General features: G+C 70.5%; 17 protein-coding genes. 3 read left to right on the top strand and 14 right to left on the bottom strand.

What is annotated here, in order from left to right; translation table 11 throughout:
- Positions 1-10 precede the first annotated feature (10 nt).
- Both QBE02_RS11315 and QBE02_RS11310 read right to left on the bottom strand, forming a co-directional pair.
- Entirely contained in the window at positions 11-1,993 is a 1,983-nt protein-coding gene (locus tag QBE02_RS11315) for a cytochrome c oxidase assembly protein (protein ID WP_279365798.1), read from the bottom strand.
- A 77-nt stretch (positions 1,994-2,070) separates the two neighbouring features.
- Positions 2,071-2,358: an HU family DNA-binding protein gene (locus QBE02_RS11310; RefSeq protein ID WP_013584778.1), complete on the bottom strand. Its 288-nt coding sequence runs from the start codon at positions 2,356-2,358 to the stop codon at positions 2,071-2,073.
- A 414-nt stretch (positions 2,359-2,772) separates the two neighbouring features.
- Here QBE02_RS11310 and QBE02_RS11305 point away from each other — a divergent pair, with 414 nt between their 5' ends.
- Positions 2,773-4,224, top strand: coding sequence for a helix-turn-helix transcriptional regulator (locus QBE02_RS11305; protein ID WP_279365797.1), 1,452 nt, complete (start codon positions 2,773-2,775; stop codon positions 4,222-4,224).
- A gap of 114 nt (positions 4,225-4,338) precedes the next feature.
- Here the strand turns inward: QBE02_RS11305 and rpsN are convergent, their stop codons facing one another.
- The 8 genes from rpsN to QBE02_RS11265 form a co-directional block, all read right to left on the bottom strand.
- Positions 4,339-4,644: a 30S ribosomal protein S14 gene (gene rpsN, locus QBE02_RS11300; RefSeq protein WP_022878196.1), complete on the bottom strand. Its 306-nt coding sequence runs from the start codon at positions 4,642-4,644 to the stop codon at positions 4,339-4,341.
- A 4-nt stretch (positions 4,645-4,648) separates the two neighbouring features.
- On the bottom strand, positions 4,649-4,819 hold the full coding sequence (gene rpmG, locus QBE02_RS11295) for a 50S ribosomal protein L33 (RefSeq protein ID WP_013584775.1): 171 nt from the start codon (positions 4,817-4,819) through the stop codon (positions 4,649-4,651).
- A complete protein-coding gene (gene rpmB, locus QBE02_RS11290) occupies positions 4,819-5,055 on the bottom strand; it encodes a 50S ribosomal protein L28 (protein ID WP_055832508.1) in 237 nt (78 codons plus the stop codon). Before rpmB ends, rpmG begins: the two co-directional genes overlap by 1 nt.
- Before the next feature lie 228 nt (positions 5,056-5,283).
- On the bottom strand, positions 5,284-5,964 hold the full coding sequence (locus tag QBE02_RS11285) for a DNA-3-methyladenine glycosylase (RefSeq protein ID WP_279365796.1): 681 nt from the start codon (positions 5,962-5,964) through the stop codon (positions 5,284-5,286).
- On the bottom strand, positions 5,964-7,388 hold the full coding sequence (locus QBE02_RS11280) for a hypothetical protein (protein ID WP_279365795.1): 1,425 nt from the start codon (positions 7,386-7,388) through the stop codon (positions 5,964-5,966). Before QBE02_RS11280 ends, QBE02_RS11285 begins: the two co-directional genes overlap by 1 nt.
- The gene (locus QBE02_RS11275) at positions 7,378-8,235 is read right to left on the bottom strand and encodes a TIGR03943 family putative permease subunit (RefSeq protein ID WP_279365794.1); all 858 of its coding nucleotides are present in this window, start codon (positions 8,233-8,235) and stop codon (positions 7,378-7,380) included. The genes QBE02_RS11280 and QBE02_RS11275 overlap by 11 nt, the downstream gene beginning before the upstream one ends.
- The gene (locus QBE02_RS11270) at positions 8,228-9,262 is read right to left on the bottom strand and encodes a permease (RefSeq protein ID WP_144783887.1); all 1,035 of its coding nucleotides are present in this window, start codon (positions 9,260-9,262) and stop codon (positions 8,228-8,230) included. Before QBE02_RS11270 ends, QBE02_RS11275 begins: the two co-directional genes overlap by 8 nt.
- The gene (locus QBE02_RS11265) at positions 9,243-9,656 is read right to left on the bottom strand and encodes a Fur family transcriptional regulator (protein ID WP_056224791.1); all 414 of its coding nucleotides are present in this window, start codon (positions 9,654-9,656) and stop codon (positions 9,243-9,245) included. The genes QBE02_RS11270 and QBE02_RS11265 overlap by 20 nt, the downstream gene beginning before the upstream one ends.
- 242 nt (positions 9,657-9,898) lie before the next feature.
- On the opposite strand from QBE02_RS11265, the gene QBE02_RS11260 reads away from it, so the two are divergent.
- Positions 9,899-10,111 (top strand): hypothetical protein, encoded by a 213-nt coding sequence (locus tag QBE02_RS11260; protein WP_279365793.1) that lies wholly within the window; start codon positions 9,899-9,901, stop codon positions 10,109-10,111.
- 188 nt (positions 10,112-10,299) lie between these two features.
- Here the strand turns inward: QBE02_RS11260 and QBE02_RS11255 are convergent, their stop codons facing one another.
- From QBE02_RS11255 to QBE02_RS11245, 3 genes are read right to left on the bottom strand one after another with little or no spacing between them, the layout of a single operon-like run.
- Positions 10,300-11,160 carry a metal ABC transporter permease gene (locus QBE02_RS11255; RefSeq protein ID WP_056224793.1) on the bottom strand — a complete coding sequence of 287 codons (861 nt, stop codon included), beginning with the start codon at positions 11,158-11,160 and terminating at the stop codon, positions 10,300-10,302.
- Positions 11,157-11,972: a metal ABC transporter ATP-binding protein gene (locus tag QBE02_RS11250; protein WP_279365792.1), complete on the bottom strand. Its 816-nt coding sequence runs from the start codon at positions 11,970-11,972 to the stop codon at positions 11,157-11,159. Before QBE02_RS11250 ends, QBE02_RS11255 begins: the two co-directional genes overlap by 4 nt.
- The gene (locus QBE02_RS11245; RefSeq protein ID WP_279365791.1) at positions 11,969-12,970 is read right to left on the bottom strand and encodes a metal ABC transporter substrate-binding protein; all 1,002 of its coding nucleotides are present in this window, start codon (positions 12,968-12,970) and stop codon (positions 11,969-11,971) included. The genes QBE02_RS11250 and QBE02_RS11245 overlap by 4 nt, the downstream gene beginning before the upstream one ends.
- Before the next feature lie 159 nt (positions 12,971-13,129).
- On the opposite strand from QBE02_RS11245, the gene QBE02_RS11240 reads away from it, so the two are divergent.
- A complete protein-coding gene (locus QBE02_RS11240) occupies positions 13,130-14,644 on the top strand; it encodes a CoA-acylating methylmalonate-semialdehyde dehydrogenase (RefSeq protein WP_279365790.1) in 1,515 nt (504 codons plus the stop codon).
- A gap of 136 nt (positions 14,645-14,780) precedes the next feature.
- On the opposite strand, the gene QBE02_RS11235 is transcribed toward QBE02_RS11240, so the two are convergent.
- Complete coding sequence (locus tag QBE02_RS11235) at positions 14,781-16,301, bottom strand: PucR family transcriptional regulator (protein WP_279365789.1); 1,521 nt, start codon at positions 16,299-16,301, stop codon at positions 14,781-14,783.
- Between the last annotated feature and the right edge of the window lie 17 nt (positions 16,302-16,318).

The following is a 16,318-nucleotide window of genomic DNA, read 5'->3' as shown; positions in this document are numbered from 1 at the left end:
CGCGACCCGCCTAGTTGCCGCGGGATGCGACCCGGGCGTCGCGCTCGGCGAGGCGAGCGAGCTCCTCGTTGTACGCGTCGAGCTCGAGATCGCCGACGCGGTCGACGTGACGGTCGCGTCGGCGCTGCTGACGCTCGTCGCTCCGGCTCCACTGGATGGCCACCGCGATCGCCAGAATGAGCGTGGGGATCTCGCCGACCGACCAGGCCACACCACCGCCGACGTACTGGTCTTGAAGAGGTGTCGCCCCCCAGGTCCTGCCCATCGCGCCGAACCACTCCGCGACCATCAGACCCGAGTTCATCATGATGGCGATGCCGAAGAAGGCGTGCATCGCCATGATCGCGATGAGCACGAGCAGGCGCATGGGGTAGGGCAGGCGGTACGGAACGGGATCGATGCCGATGAGGCTCAGCACGAAGAGGTAACCCGTCACCAGGAAGTGCGCGACCATCCAGATGTGCCCGACGTGGTCGTACAGCGACCAGCGGAACAGGTCGGTGTAGTAGAACGACCAGAGCGAGCCGATGAACAGGCCCGCCGCCACGTAGGGGTTGGTCAGCACCTTCGCGACCGGGTTGTGCACCGCCCAGAGGATCCACTCGCGGCCGCCGCGCGTCCCGTCGGTGCGCTTGCGGATGGCGCGCGCCGCGAGCGAGACCGGGGCCCCCGCCACGAGCATGAGCGGGATCGCCATCGACAGCAGCATGTGGCCGATCATGTGCATGCTGAACAGGTAGTCCTGGTACACGTTGATCGGACCGGACGTGACCCAGAACACGCTCAGCATGCCGAGGACCCACAGCACCGTACGGTAGATCGGCCACGAGTCGCCGCGGCGGAGCAGACGCCAGACGCCGGCGAGGTAGAAGAAGATCCCGAACGCGACCACAAGGGTCCAGAGCAGATCGACGTCCCACGCGGTGAACCAGCGCTCGATGGTCAGATCGGGAGGCAGCGGCGCGCCGGTCAGCACCTCGGCCGGGGTCTGTCCCACCAGCGGGGGCTGCACCGGCGGGGGTGTCCGCGCGAGGGCTGCAGCGACACCGCTGGCGATGCCCATGAACGCCAGCTCGAGGGTGATGACGCCCCAGAAGCGGCGGGAGCCGGGCTCGTCGGCCATGCCCGAGATCAGTCGACGGCGATACCAGGCGCCCAGGACGCCCATGGCGATCAGCGCGCCCACCTTGACGAGCACGAGGACGCCGTAGGCCGACCAGAGGTTCTGGAGGCCCAGGAGGCCGATCGAGGCGCGGACGGTTCCCGAGATCGCGACGACGATGAAGGCGACGAGGGCGATCGACGAGTAGCGCAGGAGCGCGGTCTGCAGGTGCCCGCGCGACATCGCGGGGCGGACGACCACCAGCAGGATCAGTCCGCCGAGCCACACGGCCGCGGCCATGATGTGCAGGACGAGCGAGGTCACGGCCGCGTTGTGGCTGGCCTCTTCGCCCGCGTGCCCCTGCGTGCCCATGGGGATGAGCGAGGCGAGGGCGAGGATCGCGACGACGAGCGTGGGGATCCACGAGCGGACGGCGAAGGTGAGCACGGTCAGCACGGCGCCGGCGATGGTGGTGATCAGCCACGCCTGCCCGATCGAGCTCTCGACGAGGAAGCGTCCGAGCTGCTGCCCGAACACCGCGTCGAGCGTCGGCTTCGCATTCAGGACGTTGAGGAAGGTCAGATACCCCGTGGTGGCCGCCGAGACGGTGAACACGGCGGCGCCGATGGATGCCGTGTCCAGGGCGATCTCGAAGGGTCGCTCCCCCGCCGTCAGGGCGAACAGCGCCAGGACCAGCGAACCGACCATCGTGGCGGCGGCGAGGTTGACGACGACGGTGGCGATCGGCAAGCCCCACCGGACGACCGGGCCGGGGTCGGCGAGCTGCGTGGGAGCCGCTCCGCCTCCGTACGCGAGCCCCACCGCGACGGCGATCAGCGAGACCACGACCAGGATGACGGGTCCCGCGACGCGGAGCAGGCGGGGATTCACCCCCTCAGCCTACGTCGCGAGAGAACCACAGAGGGGGGATGCCGTGTGGCATCCCCCCTCTGTCGTTCGACGTCGTCTTACTTGACGGCGGCCTTCAGCTTGGAGCCCGCGGTCACCTTGACGCGCTTGCCGGCGGGGATCGAGATCTCCTCGCCCGTCTGGGGGTTGCGGCCCGTGCGAGCCGACGTCGCGACCTGCTCGAAGGCGATCCAACCGGGGATCGAAACCTTGCTGCCCTTGGCGACCGCCTCGGAGACGGTGGAGAAGAGGGAGTCGAGCACGCCCGACACGGCGGACTGGCTCTGCCCGGTCGCGCTGGCGATGCTCGCGACGAGCTCGGTCTTGGTGATGGACTTGTCAGCCATGTGGTTGTCCTCCAGGCGACGACGTAGGTCGCCTCTCGTTACGCGGACGAGGGGGGAATCCTCCTCGGTGGTCGGGAGACCGCCTCGACAGTATCAACCGAACCGCGGAATTACGGGGATTCTGACGGATTTCGACCCATTCTCGACCGGCGTGTCGTGCGACCTATGGGACGCGTGAGGCGGATGGGTCGGGTGAGCCCGCCCGCGTCACCGCGCAGCCCCGGGCCCGGAGTCGAGAGTCCGCGCTCGTCCGAGCGTGCCCCGTCGCCGGCCGTCCGCGACGCCGCGACACGCTGTCACGCGTTGTTGACAGCATGCCCCGCTCACGCCGTCGGCGAGACCCACCCGAAGTACATTCGGCCGGATTGCGCTCCGCGCGCACTCCACCCGCTGGGCAGCGACGAAGGGGGAGAGATGCCAGGTTCACCCGCCTCGATGGAGGCACGCGCCATACTCCGCGCGGCCGCCACGACGACGGCCCTGCGATTGCTGCCCGGCCACGGAGTCCCCGCACCCCGCCACCTCGCGCTGCTCTCGGAGGCGGAGCTTCCCGAGCCGCCCGCGGTCTGGACCGACTCCACGGCTCTTCCGCTGGCAGCCCTCCTGGCCGCCCGTGCCCGCCGCGACGCCCTCACCGAGGGCACCGCCGCCCTCTCCCGCTACTTCGACGAGGTCCGCCTGCGGCGACCGGCCACGCTGTCGTCCGGCGCGCGGTCCCAGTTGTACGCCTCCGCCGGCGAGTACGGCACCGCCATCGGCTGGCCGCAGATGGGCGCACGCTTCGGAGTCGAGGCTCTCCTGTTCGCCGACACCGACGCGACCAGGTACCGGGCGCTGTCGGTGAGCGCCCTGGCACACGCACTGAACGGCGAATACCTCACGGCCGAAAGCGCCCGAGCCGAGGCCGCCGAGCTGTTCACGGCTCGGGAATGGGCTGCCGCCGACATCTCCCCCCTGCTTCAGCTCGCCGAGGCTCTCATCGCCGCCGCCGATCTGAACGTCTCGCGACTGCGGGGTGTGGCGGTGACGATGCGATGCGCGCATCCGGACGACCCCTACGCGGGGTACGCGGCACGCGTCGTCGAGGTGATGGCGATGGTCCTGGACCGTGACCTGGGCACCGGCCGCGCCGAATGCCAACGGCTCCTGCACGGCAGCCGCCGACTCAGCAGCCAACGCATGGTCCGGCATCTCCTCGTCTGCATGCTCGCCGACATCCTCGTCGCGCAGGGCGAACACCGTGAGGCGTTGACCACGCTGGATCCCTTCGAGTCCCCCGAGGGTCACGGCTCCTGTTTCGCGATGCAGCGGACCGGCGCGTTGCTCGGGCTCGGCCGCGAGCGCGAGCTGCTGCTCGAGACCGACGCCTGCGTCGCACCCGGATCGAACCATTGCCTGCGCACCCTGACCCCCGCCCTGGTGAGACGGGCGCTGGCGCAGAACCGGCTGGGTTACACCCGGCGTGCACGCCAGAGCATGCAGGCGGCCCTGCATCTGATCGTGCGCACCGGCTCCTCGGCGACGCCGTTCCTCGCTCTGCCGCACGACGAGACCCGGGCGCTGATGGACGCCGTGGCCGACGATGACACCGTGCTCGCCGCGGCCCTCCCGCACCTGCAGGCGACACTCGCGCGCGTCGCCACGTCCGGCTGCGACGCCCACTCGCCGGTCGCGGCGGCTCGTCTCACCCCGACCGAGAGGGCGACGGCCGACCTGTTACGGCAGTCGCTGAGCCTCGTCGAGATCGCCCGCGAGCGCGGCGTCTCGCTCAACACTGTCAAGAGCCAGGTGCGCTCGATCTACCAGAAACTGGGCGTGCGCGGTCGGACCGACGCCGTCGAGATGCTCGCCGCCCTCGACAAGTGAGCGTCGTGCAGCGCCGCGCTCCGGACCCTGATGGAGCCGCCGCCGATCGACGCCGTCAACGACGAGAGGCGAGGGCCCCGCTGGGGCCCCCGCCTCTCGTACGGTGTCTGGTGCTTACCAGGACGACTTGGTCACACCGGGCAGCTCGCCACGGTGGGCCATGTCACGGAAGCGGACGCGCGAGACGCCGAACTTCGTGAGGACACCACGGGGGCGGCCGTCGATGACGTCGCGGCTGCGCACGCGCGCGGGCGACGCGTTACGGGGGAGCTTCTGCAGACCCACGCGGGCGGCCTCGCGGGCCTCGTCGGTCGCGTTGGGGTCGACCAGGGTCTTCTTCAGCTCGGCGCGCTTCGCGGCGTAGCGCTCGACGACGACCTTGCGCTGCTCGTTGCGCGCGATCTTGCTCTTCTTAGCCATGTGCTTAGCGCTCCTCTCGGAAGTCGACGTGCTTACGGACCACGGGGTCGTACTTCTTGAGCACGATGCGGTCGGGGTTGTTGCGGCGGTTCTTGCGCGTCACGTAGGTGTATCCCGTGCCGGCGGTCGAACGCAGCTTGATGATCGGACGAACGTCCTGAGCCTTCTTCGCCATTACAGCTTCACGCCCTTCGCCTGCAGGTCACGGACGACGGACTCGATGCCGCGAGCGTCGATGACCTTGATGCCCTTCGCCGAAACGTTGAGCTTGATGTTGCGACCCAGCGACGGAACGAAGTAGGTCTTCTTCTGCACGTTCGGGTCGAAGCGGCGCTTCGTCCGGCGGTGCGAGTGCGAGATGTTGTGACCGAAGCCGGGAACCGCTCCAGTCACCTGGCACACTGCTGCCATGGTGATGTCTCCTTCTGTACCGTGACACCGGACGGTGTCACCCAAGATCCCTTGTCTGCACCCCGTTCGAGCACGGCGGAAGGCCGGGATCGAGAGGAGGGATGCGAACTGCGTGCTGGAGTGCGCGCAGACAAGGGGTCAGTCTAGCACGGCGTGTCGCCTTGACCTGATCAGGTCATCGAACGCGAGGTCCCCGAGCCCGTCGAAGGCACCGGGGCTTCGGCGGGGTCAGCCCCCTCGCGCCCAAGCCGCCTCCGCCGCGCCCCGGCCCCAGCGGAACGCCGAGACCGTGGCATCCCCCTCGATCCAGAAGCGCCACGGGAACGCGTCGGTGCCGGCGATGCCCGCGACCCCCACGCGCGGCCCCGTCGCCACGACCGGCGGCGGGCCCGCGGGCAAGAGCAGCCGCGCTCGAGCCCCGGCCCGCTCCGCGCCGGTGACCGCGTCGATGCCGTCGTGGATCGGATGCCGAAGACCCACCGCGTCGCCGAATCGTCCGGGACCGCGAGCGAGATCCCGCGACGCCCGCACCGCCCCGCGGCGCTCGAGCCGCCGCCGCTCTGCGATATCGGCCCCCTCGACGATCTCGCCGCCGCGCAGCAGCACTCCGCCCGCGACACCCTCGGGGCCGCACACGACGTTCACGCACGAATGGATGCCGTGACTCAGGTAGACGTATAGGTGCCCCGGCTCCCCCCACATCGTGGCGTTGCGCGCCGTCGGCCCCATGCGGGCGTGCGAACCCGGATCGGGGCGCTCTCCGGTGCCGAGGCCGTGGTACGCCTCGACCTCGGTGAGGCGCGCGACGACCCGTTCTCCGGCGACCTCGGTCTCGAGCAGGGCGCCCAGCAGCCGGGGAGCGACCTCGACCGGCAGATCGACGAGGTCGGCGCGGGTCGCGGGGCGCATCACTGCGGGGGCACCTGGCACCACGACAGGTCGAAGCCCTGCAGCGCGACGACCTCCTGGCCGGTGTCGACCTCGACGAGGTGGGTGAGCAGGCGCTGCGGAAGGGGCAGCTGGTAGCGGTCGAAGGGATTGTCGACCGCGCGCGGCGCGACCAGCACCGCGGCGTAGCGCCCGCTCGGCGACACGCAGGTCTGCAGCACGGTGTCGGAGCCCGGCACGCTCAGCAGCTGGCGAACGGTGCCGTCGGTGTCGACGTGCGAGACGATCGTCGATCGCGAGACCCCGTCGGAGCTGATGTCGGCGAACGAACGGATCGTCCCCGCCCCCGCCCCGGGCATCGGCGTCGCCCGTCCCGCCATCCCCGGCGGGTCGACGGGCTCGACGAGCCCCTGCTCTGAGCCGTCGGTCAGATCGATCTCGCGGATGCCCTCGAGCCTCTCGACGATCGCGACCGAAGAACCGCGGGCGATGCCGTCGATCGACACGGCGCTGCCGAGGGGCGCGGCGTTGCCGCCCTGCGCGTCGGTCAGGAGCAGGCGAGAGTCGAAGGTGAGCACCAGCATGCTGTCGGTGTCGGGCACGAAGCGATAGTCGGCGATGCGCACGTCGCCGCCGTTCAGCCCCACCTCGACGGGCGGGGAATCGTCGGCCGCCGACGCCGTGAACAGGCGACTCTCGCGACCTCCGGCGGCGCCCAGGTCGGCATCCGAGAAGGTGAATCCGATGCGCTCCCCCCGGTCGGCCGACTGCAGATTGGTCACGTACCCGGGGCCGGGGAGGGCGATGTCGCGCTCATTCTTGCCGTCGGGGTCGGTCACGATCACGCGCGGGGTGTCGCCGTCGCGCACCGAGATGACGAGGTGGTTGGCGGTGGCGCGGAAATCCTCGATGTGGGGGTTCACGAACACCGGGAGCCCCGCCTGGCCCTGCAGGTCGGTGCGGAAGATCGTGTCGCCCTCGGGAGTGCCGCGCTGCATCAGGTAGGCCTGCAGCGGAGGGGTGCGGAACGTCTCGGTAAGCGTCGAGGCCGGACCCGCACCCAGGCCGTTCACCCCGTTGACGGTGATGCGGTAGTCGGTGTCGTCGCGCAACGGCAGCGTGAAACGCACGCCGACGCTGCGCCCCGAGGTGTCGACCGTGAACGGCGTCGCCGGGTCGACCTCGACCTGCGAGGGGTCGACCTTCTGCAGCGACTGCGTCGTGGTGAGGATCACGCGCGACCCGGATGCCGCAACGGCCGCGGCGGGATCGACCTGCACGTCCGTGACGCGTGGCCCCTGCGCCACCGCGACCACTCCGCCGAGGCCGCCGACGACCACGAGACCGACGAGGACGGCGGCGAACGCGATCGCGAATCCACGCCCGCGCCGGCGGCGGGCGCGCGAACGGCGGGAGTCGCCGCCGCGACGGGAGTCAGTACTCATACGGGTCCGAGGGCTCGTCGATCGCGGCGACCTGATCGGCGTGCACCGCGAGCTTGCCGTCTCCGCTCGAGCGCACCGTCCCGGTGACGGTCACCCACTGGCCGGTCGAGGGGGTACCGGTCGCCGCGGCGATGGGCAGACGCGCGGTCTGCGCATCGATCACGCAGTGCGTGATCACGAGCCGGGTGAGGTCGAAGCTCGAACCGTCGTTCGCCGGGGTGATGAACCCGGTGAGGGTGACGGGCTTGCCGTCGAAGGTCTCGGGGTTGGTGGCGTGCGCGAAGACCGCCGACCAGTCGCCGATGCCGAATTTCGAGGTGTCGCCCGAGGCGGCCAGGGTCACCGCGTCGGAGCCGGCGAACAACGGAGGCGCACCCACGTCGCGCGACACCGCCAGCTCGGTCGACAGCGAGGCCGCGGGGGTGAGCAGCACGGCGATCACCGCCCCCGAGGCCAACACGCCTCCAGTGAAGGCGGCGATCCCGCCGGGTGTCAGGCGCGGGCGGGCCGCCAGGTGGTCGTGCGCGACGTGATCGTGCTCGTCGAGCGGGTCGGCGTGCGCGTGGTCGGCGTGAGCGAACGCCTCGCGGCGGGCGGAGGCCGCGGCGGGGGAATGCCCGTGCTCGTGGTCGTGGCCGTGATCGGCCTCGGCTCCGAGCGGCAGGGCGAACGAGGCGATCGCGCCGATCAGCGCGATGAAGGCCATGCCGACGGCGAACCACGCCGAATCGGGGTTGATGTACAGCGCCATCCGCCCGGTCGCCCAGAGCGCGATCGTCGTGATCGACAGGCACGCGGTCAGGCCCACCCCGAGCCAGCGCGTGGCGAGAGCACCCGTTCTAGACAAGAAGGTTCACCACCGTTCCGAGCGTGAAGGCGAAGAGCACGACGACCACCGTCATGCCCACGAGGACCCGTGACGAGAAGGTCGTGCGCAGCAGCGCCATCATCTTGAGGTCGATGATCGGCCCCACCACGAGGAAGGCCACGATCGAGCCGGGCGTGAAGGTCGAGGCGAACGACAGCGCGAAGAACGCGTCGACGTTCGAGCAGAGCGAGACCACGATCGCGAGCGCCATCATCGCGGCGATCGACAGCGCGGGGTCGGATCCGATCGCCAGCAGGGCGCTGCGCGGCACGAGCACCTGCACGGCCCCCGCGAGGAGAGAACCGATGATGAGCGCCGGCATGACCGAGCGCAGCTCGACGACGAACTGGGCGAGGGTGCGCCGACCGCGGTCGCCGCGCTCCTGGACGACGATCTCGCACGTCTCGAGGAAGCGCTCGGTGAGCAGCTTGTCGGGATCGGGATGCCGGCTGTACAGCCAGCCGATGAGGTTGGCGACCAGGTACCCGCCGATCAGACGCGCCACCAGGATGCCGTCGCTGAAGCCGAAGGCGGCGTGCGTGCTGATGATGACGATCGGATTGACGATGGGAGCGGCGACCAGGAAGGTCAGCGTGTCGCTCACCCCGAAACCGCGCATCAGCAGGCCGCGGGCGAAGGGCACGTTGCCGCACTCGCAGACCGGGATGAACATGCCCAGCAGCGAAAGGACGGCCCGGCGCGCCCACGGCGCGCGTGGCATCCATCTTTCGATCGCCCCCGGGGGCACCCAGACCTGCACGATGATCGACAGCACGACGCCGAGGACCACGAACGGCAGCGACTCGATCAGCACGCTGAGCGCGAGCGTGAGCCCGTCCTGCGCGCGGGTGGGGAGCGGTTGCGCGAAGAACGTGGGGGCGAAGGCGTCGACAAGGAACAGCGCCGTGACCACGACGACACCCAGGCCGAGCGCGACGAGGGTGCGGGAGGCGCCCGAGCGTTGCGGCGGGGGTGCCGTGGTGCGACTACTCGTCGCCACGCTCACGAGCCCGGGCGTGGGCGCAATCGGTGCAGATGCCGAAGATGTCGACCACATGCTCGGCCTCGCTGAAGCCGTGCTGCGCGGCGGTGCGCTGCGCCCACTCTTCGACGTCGGTCGCCGCGATCTCGACCGCCTTGCCGCACGAACGGCAGATCAGGTGGTGGTGGTGACCGCGGGTCTCGCAGGCGCGGAACAGGTTCTCGCCGTCGGGGCTCTGCAGGGAGTCGGCGTCACCGCGGGCCGCGAGACCCGCGAGGGTGCGGTAGACGGTCGCGAGGCCGATGCCGGTGTTCTCGTCGCGCAGGGTCGCGTGCAGCGACTGGGCGCTGACGAAGCCGGGAGCTCCGGACAGAGCCTCCCGCACGCGTTCGCGCTGCCACGTGTTGCGCTGGACCATGGCCGCGAGTCTAGCGAGGGGATCGGTGAATCGGCTGGGCGCGGGGCGGGTGCGCCCCGCGGGTGAATCTGCGGGTGAAATCCGACCGGGAGGGTGGAGTGCGTCTCACGGCGCTCGTTAACACGCCGCTCATGGATTCACGGGGGCGGATCTCGATGAGTGGCGACGCACTCACAGACGTGGCGCGTCGGGTGGACGGAGTTCGAGACCAGGCTCCGAGCGGGGTCTCGACACCCCCATCGGTGCACGACGACGATCTGGCGCGAGCGGGGAGCGACGCCGCCGACGCGCTGCGACTGTCGTTGAACGCACGGCGGGCCGATCTCGAGACCCTCGCCACGGGTGTGCGACAGACCGTGGCGCTGTGGCAGGAGCACGAACGAGCGATGGTGTCGCTTCTCGACGGCATCGAAGGGGGCTTCGACGATCCAAACCTGACGGCGGGTCCGCGGTGAGGTCTCCGGTCGGGCCCCACCGCGCCGAACTCGGAGACACCGACGATCCCGCTAGCTACGCGCTCCGCCTGTTCGACCTCGACGCTCCGTTCGAAGACCAACGCGGGAGCGCGAACTGACGGTCGTTGGCCTCTCGCGGGCGTCGCGCGTGACGGAACCCGCACCGCGTGGCATCCCCGAGGAACCCCTCAGACCGCCCGGGTCGTGCGATCGCGGCGGGCGCCGACCAGGCGGCAGACGAGGTAGATCGCGAACGAGATGGTCGTGATGTACGGGCTCACCGGCAGCGTTCCTGCCACGGCGAGCAGCACTCCGCCCACGGCCGAGACGAAGCCGAACAGCGCGGCCAGCAGCGGCACCGAGAGGGGACCGGATGCCACGCGCATCGCCGCCGCGGCGGGAGTGACCAACAGCGCCATCACCAGCAGCGCGCCGATGATGTGCACGGCCACGGCGACGATCAGGCCGAGCAGCAGCATGAACGCGAGCGACACGGCAGTGGTGGGCACTCCGCGCGCGGCCGCCGACTGCGGGTCGAGGGAGTCGAAGCGCAACGGGCGCCAGATGAGCAGAAGGGCGACCAACACCGCGACGCCGATCACCACGAGCCACCCCAGCTGCTCGCTCTGCACCGACACGATCTGCCCCGTCAGCAGGCTGAAGCGCGTCGCACTGCGCCCGTTGTAGAGCGAGAGGCACAGGATGCCGACACCCAGGCCGAACGGCATGAGCACGCCGATGATCGAGTTGCGATCGCGCGCGCGGGCGCCCAGCACCCCGATCAGTGCGGCCGCGATCAGGGAGCCCACGATCGAGCCCGACACGACGTCGACGCCGATGAGCAGGGCCACCGCGGCACCGGCGAAGGACAGCTCGCTGATCCCGTGCACGGCGAAGGCCATGTCGCGCTGCATGACGAAGACGCCGATGAGGCCGCCCACCAGGCCCAGGACCGCACCCGCGTAGACGGAGTTCTGCACCAGCTCGAGGATCGCGCCGTACTGGCTCACCCCGCCGAAGAGGGCGGTGCCGACGTCGGACCAGTTCATGCGTCGTCCTCGTCGTGGTGATGGTGGTGGGCGTCCTCGGCATCCGGGGCTCCGACGACGATGAGCTGGCCGCCGGCGCGGACGACGAACACGGGGGCGCCGTACAGGGCCGAGAGGGTCTCGGTCGTGAGCACCTCGTCGGGAGTCCCGAGGGTGAAGCGGCCGTTGGCGATGTAGAGGATGCGGTCGACGCGCGACAGCACGGGATTGATGTCGTGGGTGACCAGCAGCACGGCGGCGTCGCGCTCGCGACGGTGGCGGTCGATGAGCCGCACGACGGCTTGCTGGTTGGCGAGGTCGAGGCTCGTCAGCGGCTCGTCGCAGAGCAGGAGGGCGGGGTCGTCGGCGAGCGCTTGGCCCACGCGCAGTCGCTGCTGCTCTCCGCCGGAGAGGAGCCCCACGGGGCGGTCGCCGAACGCGGTGGCCCCCACGGCCTCGAGCAGTTCGTCGATGCGCGCGCGATCCTTCTTGCGTGACAGGGGCAGACCGAGACGGTGCCCGTCGACCCCGAGACCGATGATGTCGCGGCCGCGGAGGGGCGTCTCGCGCGGCAGGGGGCGCTGTTGGGGGATGTAGCCGATGCGGCGGTTGCCGGCGCGGCGCACCGGGGCTCCGAGCGCCTCGATCGATCCCCCGCTGAGGCGTTCGAGCCCAAGGATCGCGCGCAGCAGCGTGGTCTTGCCCGAGCCGCTGGGTCCGAGCACGGCGACGAGCTCGCCGGGCTCGACCTCGAGGTCGAGCCCGGCCCAGAGCTCCCGGCCCCCTCTTTCGAGGGCGGCTCCGCGGATGCGCAGCGGTGCGGTCGCGCTCACGCCGCCAGCGCGTCGGACAGCGCCGTGATGTTGCTCTGCATCCACGAGATGTAAGTCTGTCCCTCGGGAAGCGTTTCCGTGAACTCGATCACGGGGATGTTCTTGGACTTCGCTTCGTTCTGCACCTGTGTGACCTCGGCGCCGCCGGTCTGCGGGTTGACGATCATGACGGTGATCTGACCCGAATCCAACAGCTGGAGCGATTCGAGCAGGGTCGCGGGCGGGACGTCCTGGCCCTCTTCGACCGCCTCGCTGAACTCGTTGGGGGTGGCGTTGTCGAGGCCTGCGGTCGTGGTCAGGTACACCGGCACCGGCTCGGTCACGAAGATCTTCTTGCCGGCATCCTTCGCCTTGATCGCGTCGAGGGAGTCCTCGAGGCCGGCGATCTGCTGGGTGAAGGCCTCGGCGTTGGCGTTGAAGTCGGCGACGTGGTCGGGCGCGATCTTGCCCAGTTCGTCGGCGATGGCCTCGGTGAGGTCTTCGATGGTGTGGGGGTCGTACCAGACGTGCTCGTTGAAGCCCTCGATGTGGTCGTGACCGTCGCCCTCGGCGTGCGCGTGATCGTCGGCGCTCTCGCTCGGGGCGGGGCTCGCGTCGTCGTCGGAGTGATCCTTCGACCCGGGGTAGTCGTGGTTGTACTCCACGGCGGTGAGCACGGGAGCCGACGTGCCGCTGGCCTGGATGAGGGACTCCATGAACGCGTCGTAACCGGCGCCGTTCTCGATCACGAGACCGGCGTTCTTCAGCGTCAGCTGGTCTTGCGCGCTCGCCTCGTACTCGTGCGGGTCCTGGCTGGGCGAGGTGATGATCGAGGCCACGTCGACGTACTCGCCGCCGACCGCCTGGGCGATCGAGCCGTAGACGTCGGTGGATGCCACGACCTTGACCTTTCCGGACGAGTCCGATGAAGCGGGCGAGGCGGTGCCTCCGGCGCAGCCGGCGAGCGCGAGAACGGAGACGGCCCCGAGGGCGACGGGGGCGAGAATGCGGCGGGTCATAGGGAAACCGTATCGCCGTTGATAATCGTTCTCAAACTCAGGGTGTACCGCATACGAGGTTCTCAGGATCCGGCATCCTGCCGATCTGTCCTCCCCTCACGGGTGCGGTCGCCCGATTGTCGACGGCGGACCCGGGTCGGGATCTCTTTACTGGGATCCATGACCGACCACGACCTCCCCGTCATCGCGCACTGGATCGACGGCGCCGAGAGCGCCCCGACGGGCGGACGCACCGCCCCCGTCTACAACCCCGCCACCGGCGCGGTGCAGGCGCACGTCGCGCTGGCCGGTGAGGCCGACATCCAGGCCGCGATCGCCTCGGCCAGCCGCGGCTTCGCCGAGTGGAGCGGCTCCTCCATCGCGAAGCGCCAGAGCGTGCTGTTCGCGTTCCGCGAGCTGTTGAACGCGCGCAAGGGCGAGCTGGCCGAGATCCTCACCGCCGAGCACGGCAAGGTGCTCTCCGACGCGATGGGCGAGATCGCCCGCGGCCAGGAGGTCGTCGAGCTCGCGACCGGCTTCCCGCACCTCATCAAGGGCGCCTACAGCGAGAACGCCTCCACCGGCGTCGACGTGTACTCGCTCAAGCAGCCGCTCGGCGTCGTCGGCATCATCAGCCCCTTCAACTTCCCCGCCATGGTGCCGATGTGGTTCTTCCCCATCGCCCTCGCCGCCGGCAACGCCGTCGTGCTGAAGCCGAGCGAGAAGGATCCCTCCGCGTCGCTCTGGCTCGCGCGCCTGTGGAAGGAGGCGGGCCTTCCCGCCGGCGCCTTCACCGTGCTGCAGGGCGACAAGGTCGCCGTCGACGGACTGCTCGAGGCCCCCGAGGTGCAGTCGATCTCGTTCGTCGGCTCCACCCCCATCGCGCAGTACATCTACGAAACCGCGTCGAAGAACGGCAAGCGCGTGCAGGCCCTGGGCGGCGCCAAGAACCACATGCTGGTGCTGCCCGACGCCGACCTCGACCTCGTGGCCGACTCCGCCGTCAACGCCGGCTTCGGCGCCGCGGGCGAGCGGTGCATGGCCGTCTCGGTCGTGCTGGCCGTCGAGCCGGTCGCCGACGAGCTGATCGCCAAGGTCACCGAGCGGATCATGAAGCTCCGCATCGGAAACGGAGCGGATGCCGACGAGCCCGACATGGGCCCCCTCATCTCGGGCGCGCACCGCGACAAGGTGTCGTTGTACGTCGACATCGCTGAAGCCGACGGCGCGACCATCGTCGTCGACGGTCGCGGCTTCTCGGTCGACGGGCACGAGGAGGGCTTCTTCTTCGGCCCCACCCTGCTCGACGAGGTGCCCACCACTTCGCGCGCTTACACCGAGGAGATCTTCGGCCCCGTGCTCTCGGTGGTGCGCGTGAAGACGTACGAAGAGGGCCTCGCCCTCATCAACAGCGGTGAGTTCGGCAACGGCACGGCGATCTTCACCAATGACGGCGGAGCCGCCCGCCGCTTCCAGCACGAGGTGCAGGTCGGCATGATCGGCATCAACGTGCCCATCCCCGTGCCGGTGGCGTACCACTCGTTCGGCGGGTGGAAGAAGAGCCTGTTCGGCGACGCGAAGGCCTACGGCGTGCACGGCTTCGACTTCTTCACCCGCGAGAAGGCCGTCACCAGCCGCTGGCTCGACCCCGCCACCCACGGCGGCATCAACCTCGGCTTCCCCCAGAACAGCTGAGTCGTCGACACCCGATGCCGCGGCCCCGGGCTCCCCGCGAGCCTCGGGTCGCGGCATCCGTCGTTCTGTCCCGCGCTTCGCGTGAGAGGTCAAGAAGTGTCGCCTGGCGACCGCCGAAGCGACAGAAACCGACCCCTCACGCGCGGGCGGGAGGACCCGCCAGTTCCAGCGCGGCCCACAGCTCGGCGCGCGCGGCGAAGCTCGACAGGTCGATCTCGAGCACCTGCTCGAGCTGCGCCATGCGCGCCCTCAGGGTGTGGCGATGGATGCCGAGGCTCCGCGCCGCGGGATCCCAGGCGCCGTTGGCGTCGAGCCAGACCCGCGCCGCCGCGATCAGTCGCTCCCGCTCGAGCGCCGGGAGCACCTCGAGAGGCTGCAGCAGGGAGCGGGCGAGCACCGCGCCGCCCCGTTCGCGGAGCGCCCCCACCAGGCCGCGGCCCGCGAGCTCGTCGTAGGCGCGGACGGTGCCGGCCGCAGCGTCGCTCGCCGCGTGCTCCGCTCGTCGCAGATCCTCGGCGAGGTCGTCGTCGTCAGTGTGACGGACGGTTCCGACGCGTAGCGACCGTCGCTCCGCGAGCGCCGCGAGCGCGGGGGCCGCGTCGTCCGCCACGAGCACGATGATGTCGTCGTCGCGCTCGGCAGAGAACATGCGGGCGGGGTCGCTCGAGACGAGGTCGAGCTCGTCGTGCAGTCCCGCACGCGCTGCCGCCCCGCGCACGACCCCGACCAGGTACGGCGCCGCGGGGAGACCCCCGAGCGCAGACGCGGCCACGCGCCGCGCCGTGTCGCCGTGTCCGTCGACGAGCAGGTCGATGACCCCCGCGCGCACGCCGCGCAGGGCCGACTGCAGTCCGCGCTGCTGCTCGAGCGCGATGCTCGCCAGCGCCACGACCGAGGCCACGAGATCCCGGCCCGCCGGGTCGAGCGGCTCGGGTCCACCGACCGCGAGCACGCCGCGCAGTCGCCCGCTCTGCCCGATCGTCTGCACCAGCGCGTGGCCGGCCGACGGCACGACGAGGCTCGCCGCGGTGCGTCGCTCGAGCAGGCGCCGCACGTCGCGACCGACCTCGGCCTCGACCTCGGCCGGCGCGGCCCGCAGACCCGGCGACGACAGGCGCCCACCGACCGCGTCGTACAGCTCGACCCACGCGTCGAGAAGGCGTGACAGGGTGGCGAGGATCTCGCGCAGGCCGTCGTCGCGCACCGCAGCTCGGGCCACCGCGCGCTGGGCGTCGAGCAGCCACGACAGGCGCGCGGCGCCCTCGGCGGCGATGATGTCGGCGACGAAGCGGATGATCCGGATGAACGGCGCGCGATCGGCGATCTCGACGATCGGCAGGTCGGCCGCCTCACCCGCGCGCAGCACCGCCTCGGGCACGCGGTCGTGGATGATGTCGGTCGCGAAGCCGAGGCCCGCCACCCCGAGCTCACGGAGACGTCGGCAATAGGCCCGTGCCTCATCGGCATCCGGATCCGGAGAGAACTGCGCCCCGTTGGTCAGAAGCAGGTTGCCGGCCTCGAGGTACGGGGTGGGATCGGGCAGGTCGGAGCTATGCACCCACGACAGGGGCCGGTCGAGCGCGTCGTCGTCGAGTCGGGTCAGCACGCGCAGGGGGAACGACGGGTCGTCGAGGAGGGTGCGGAGCGTCGCGGGCATGGCGGGCCAAACTGTCG

It is taken from the genome of Microbacterium testaceum, from assembly GCF_029761935.1.
GTDB lineage: Bacteria > Actinomycetota > Actinomycetes > Actinomycetales > Microbacteriaceae > Microbacterium > Microbacterium testaceum_A.
The sequence above is the reverse complement of the archived record's forward strand: the minus strand, read 5'-3'. Positions and strand labels throughout refer to the sequence as shown.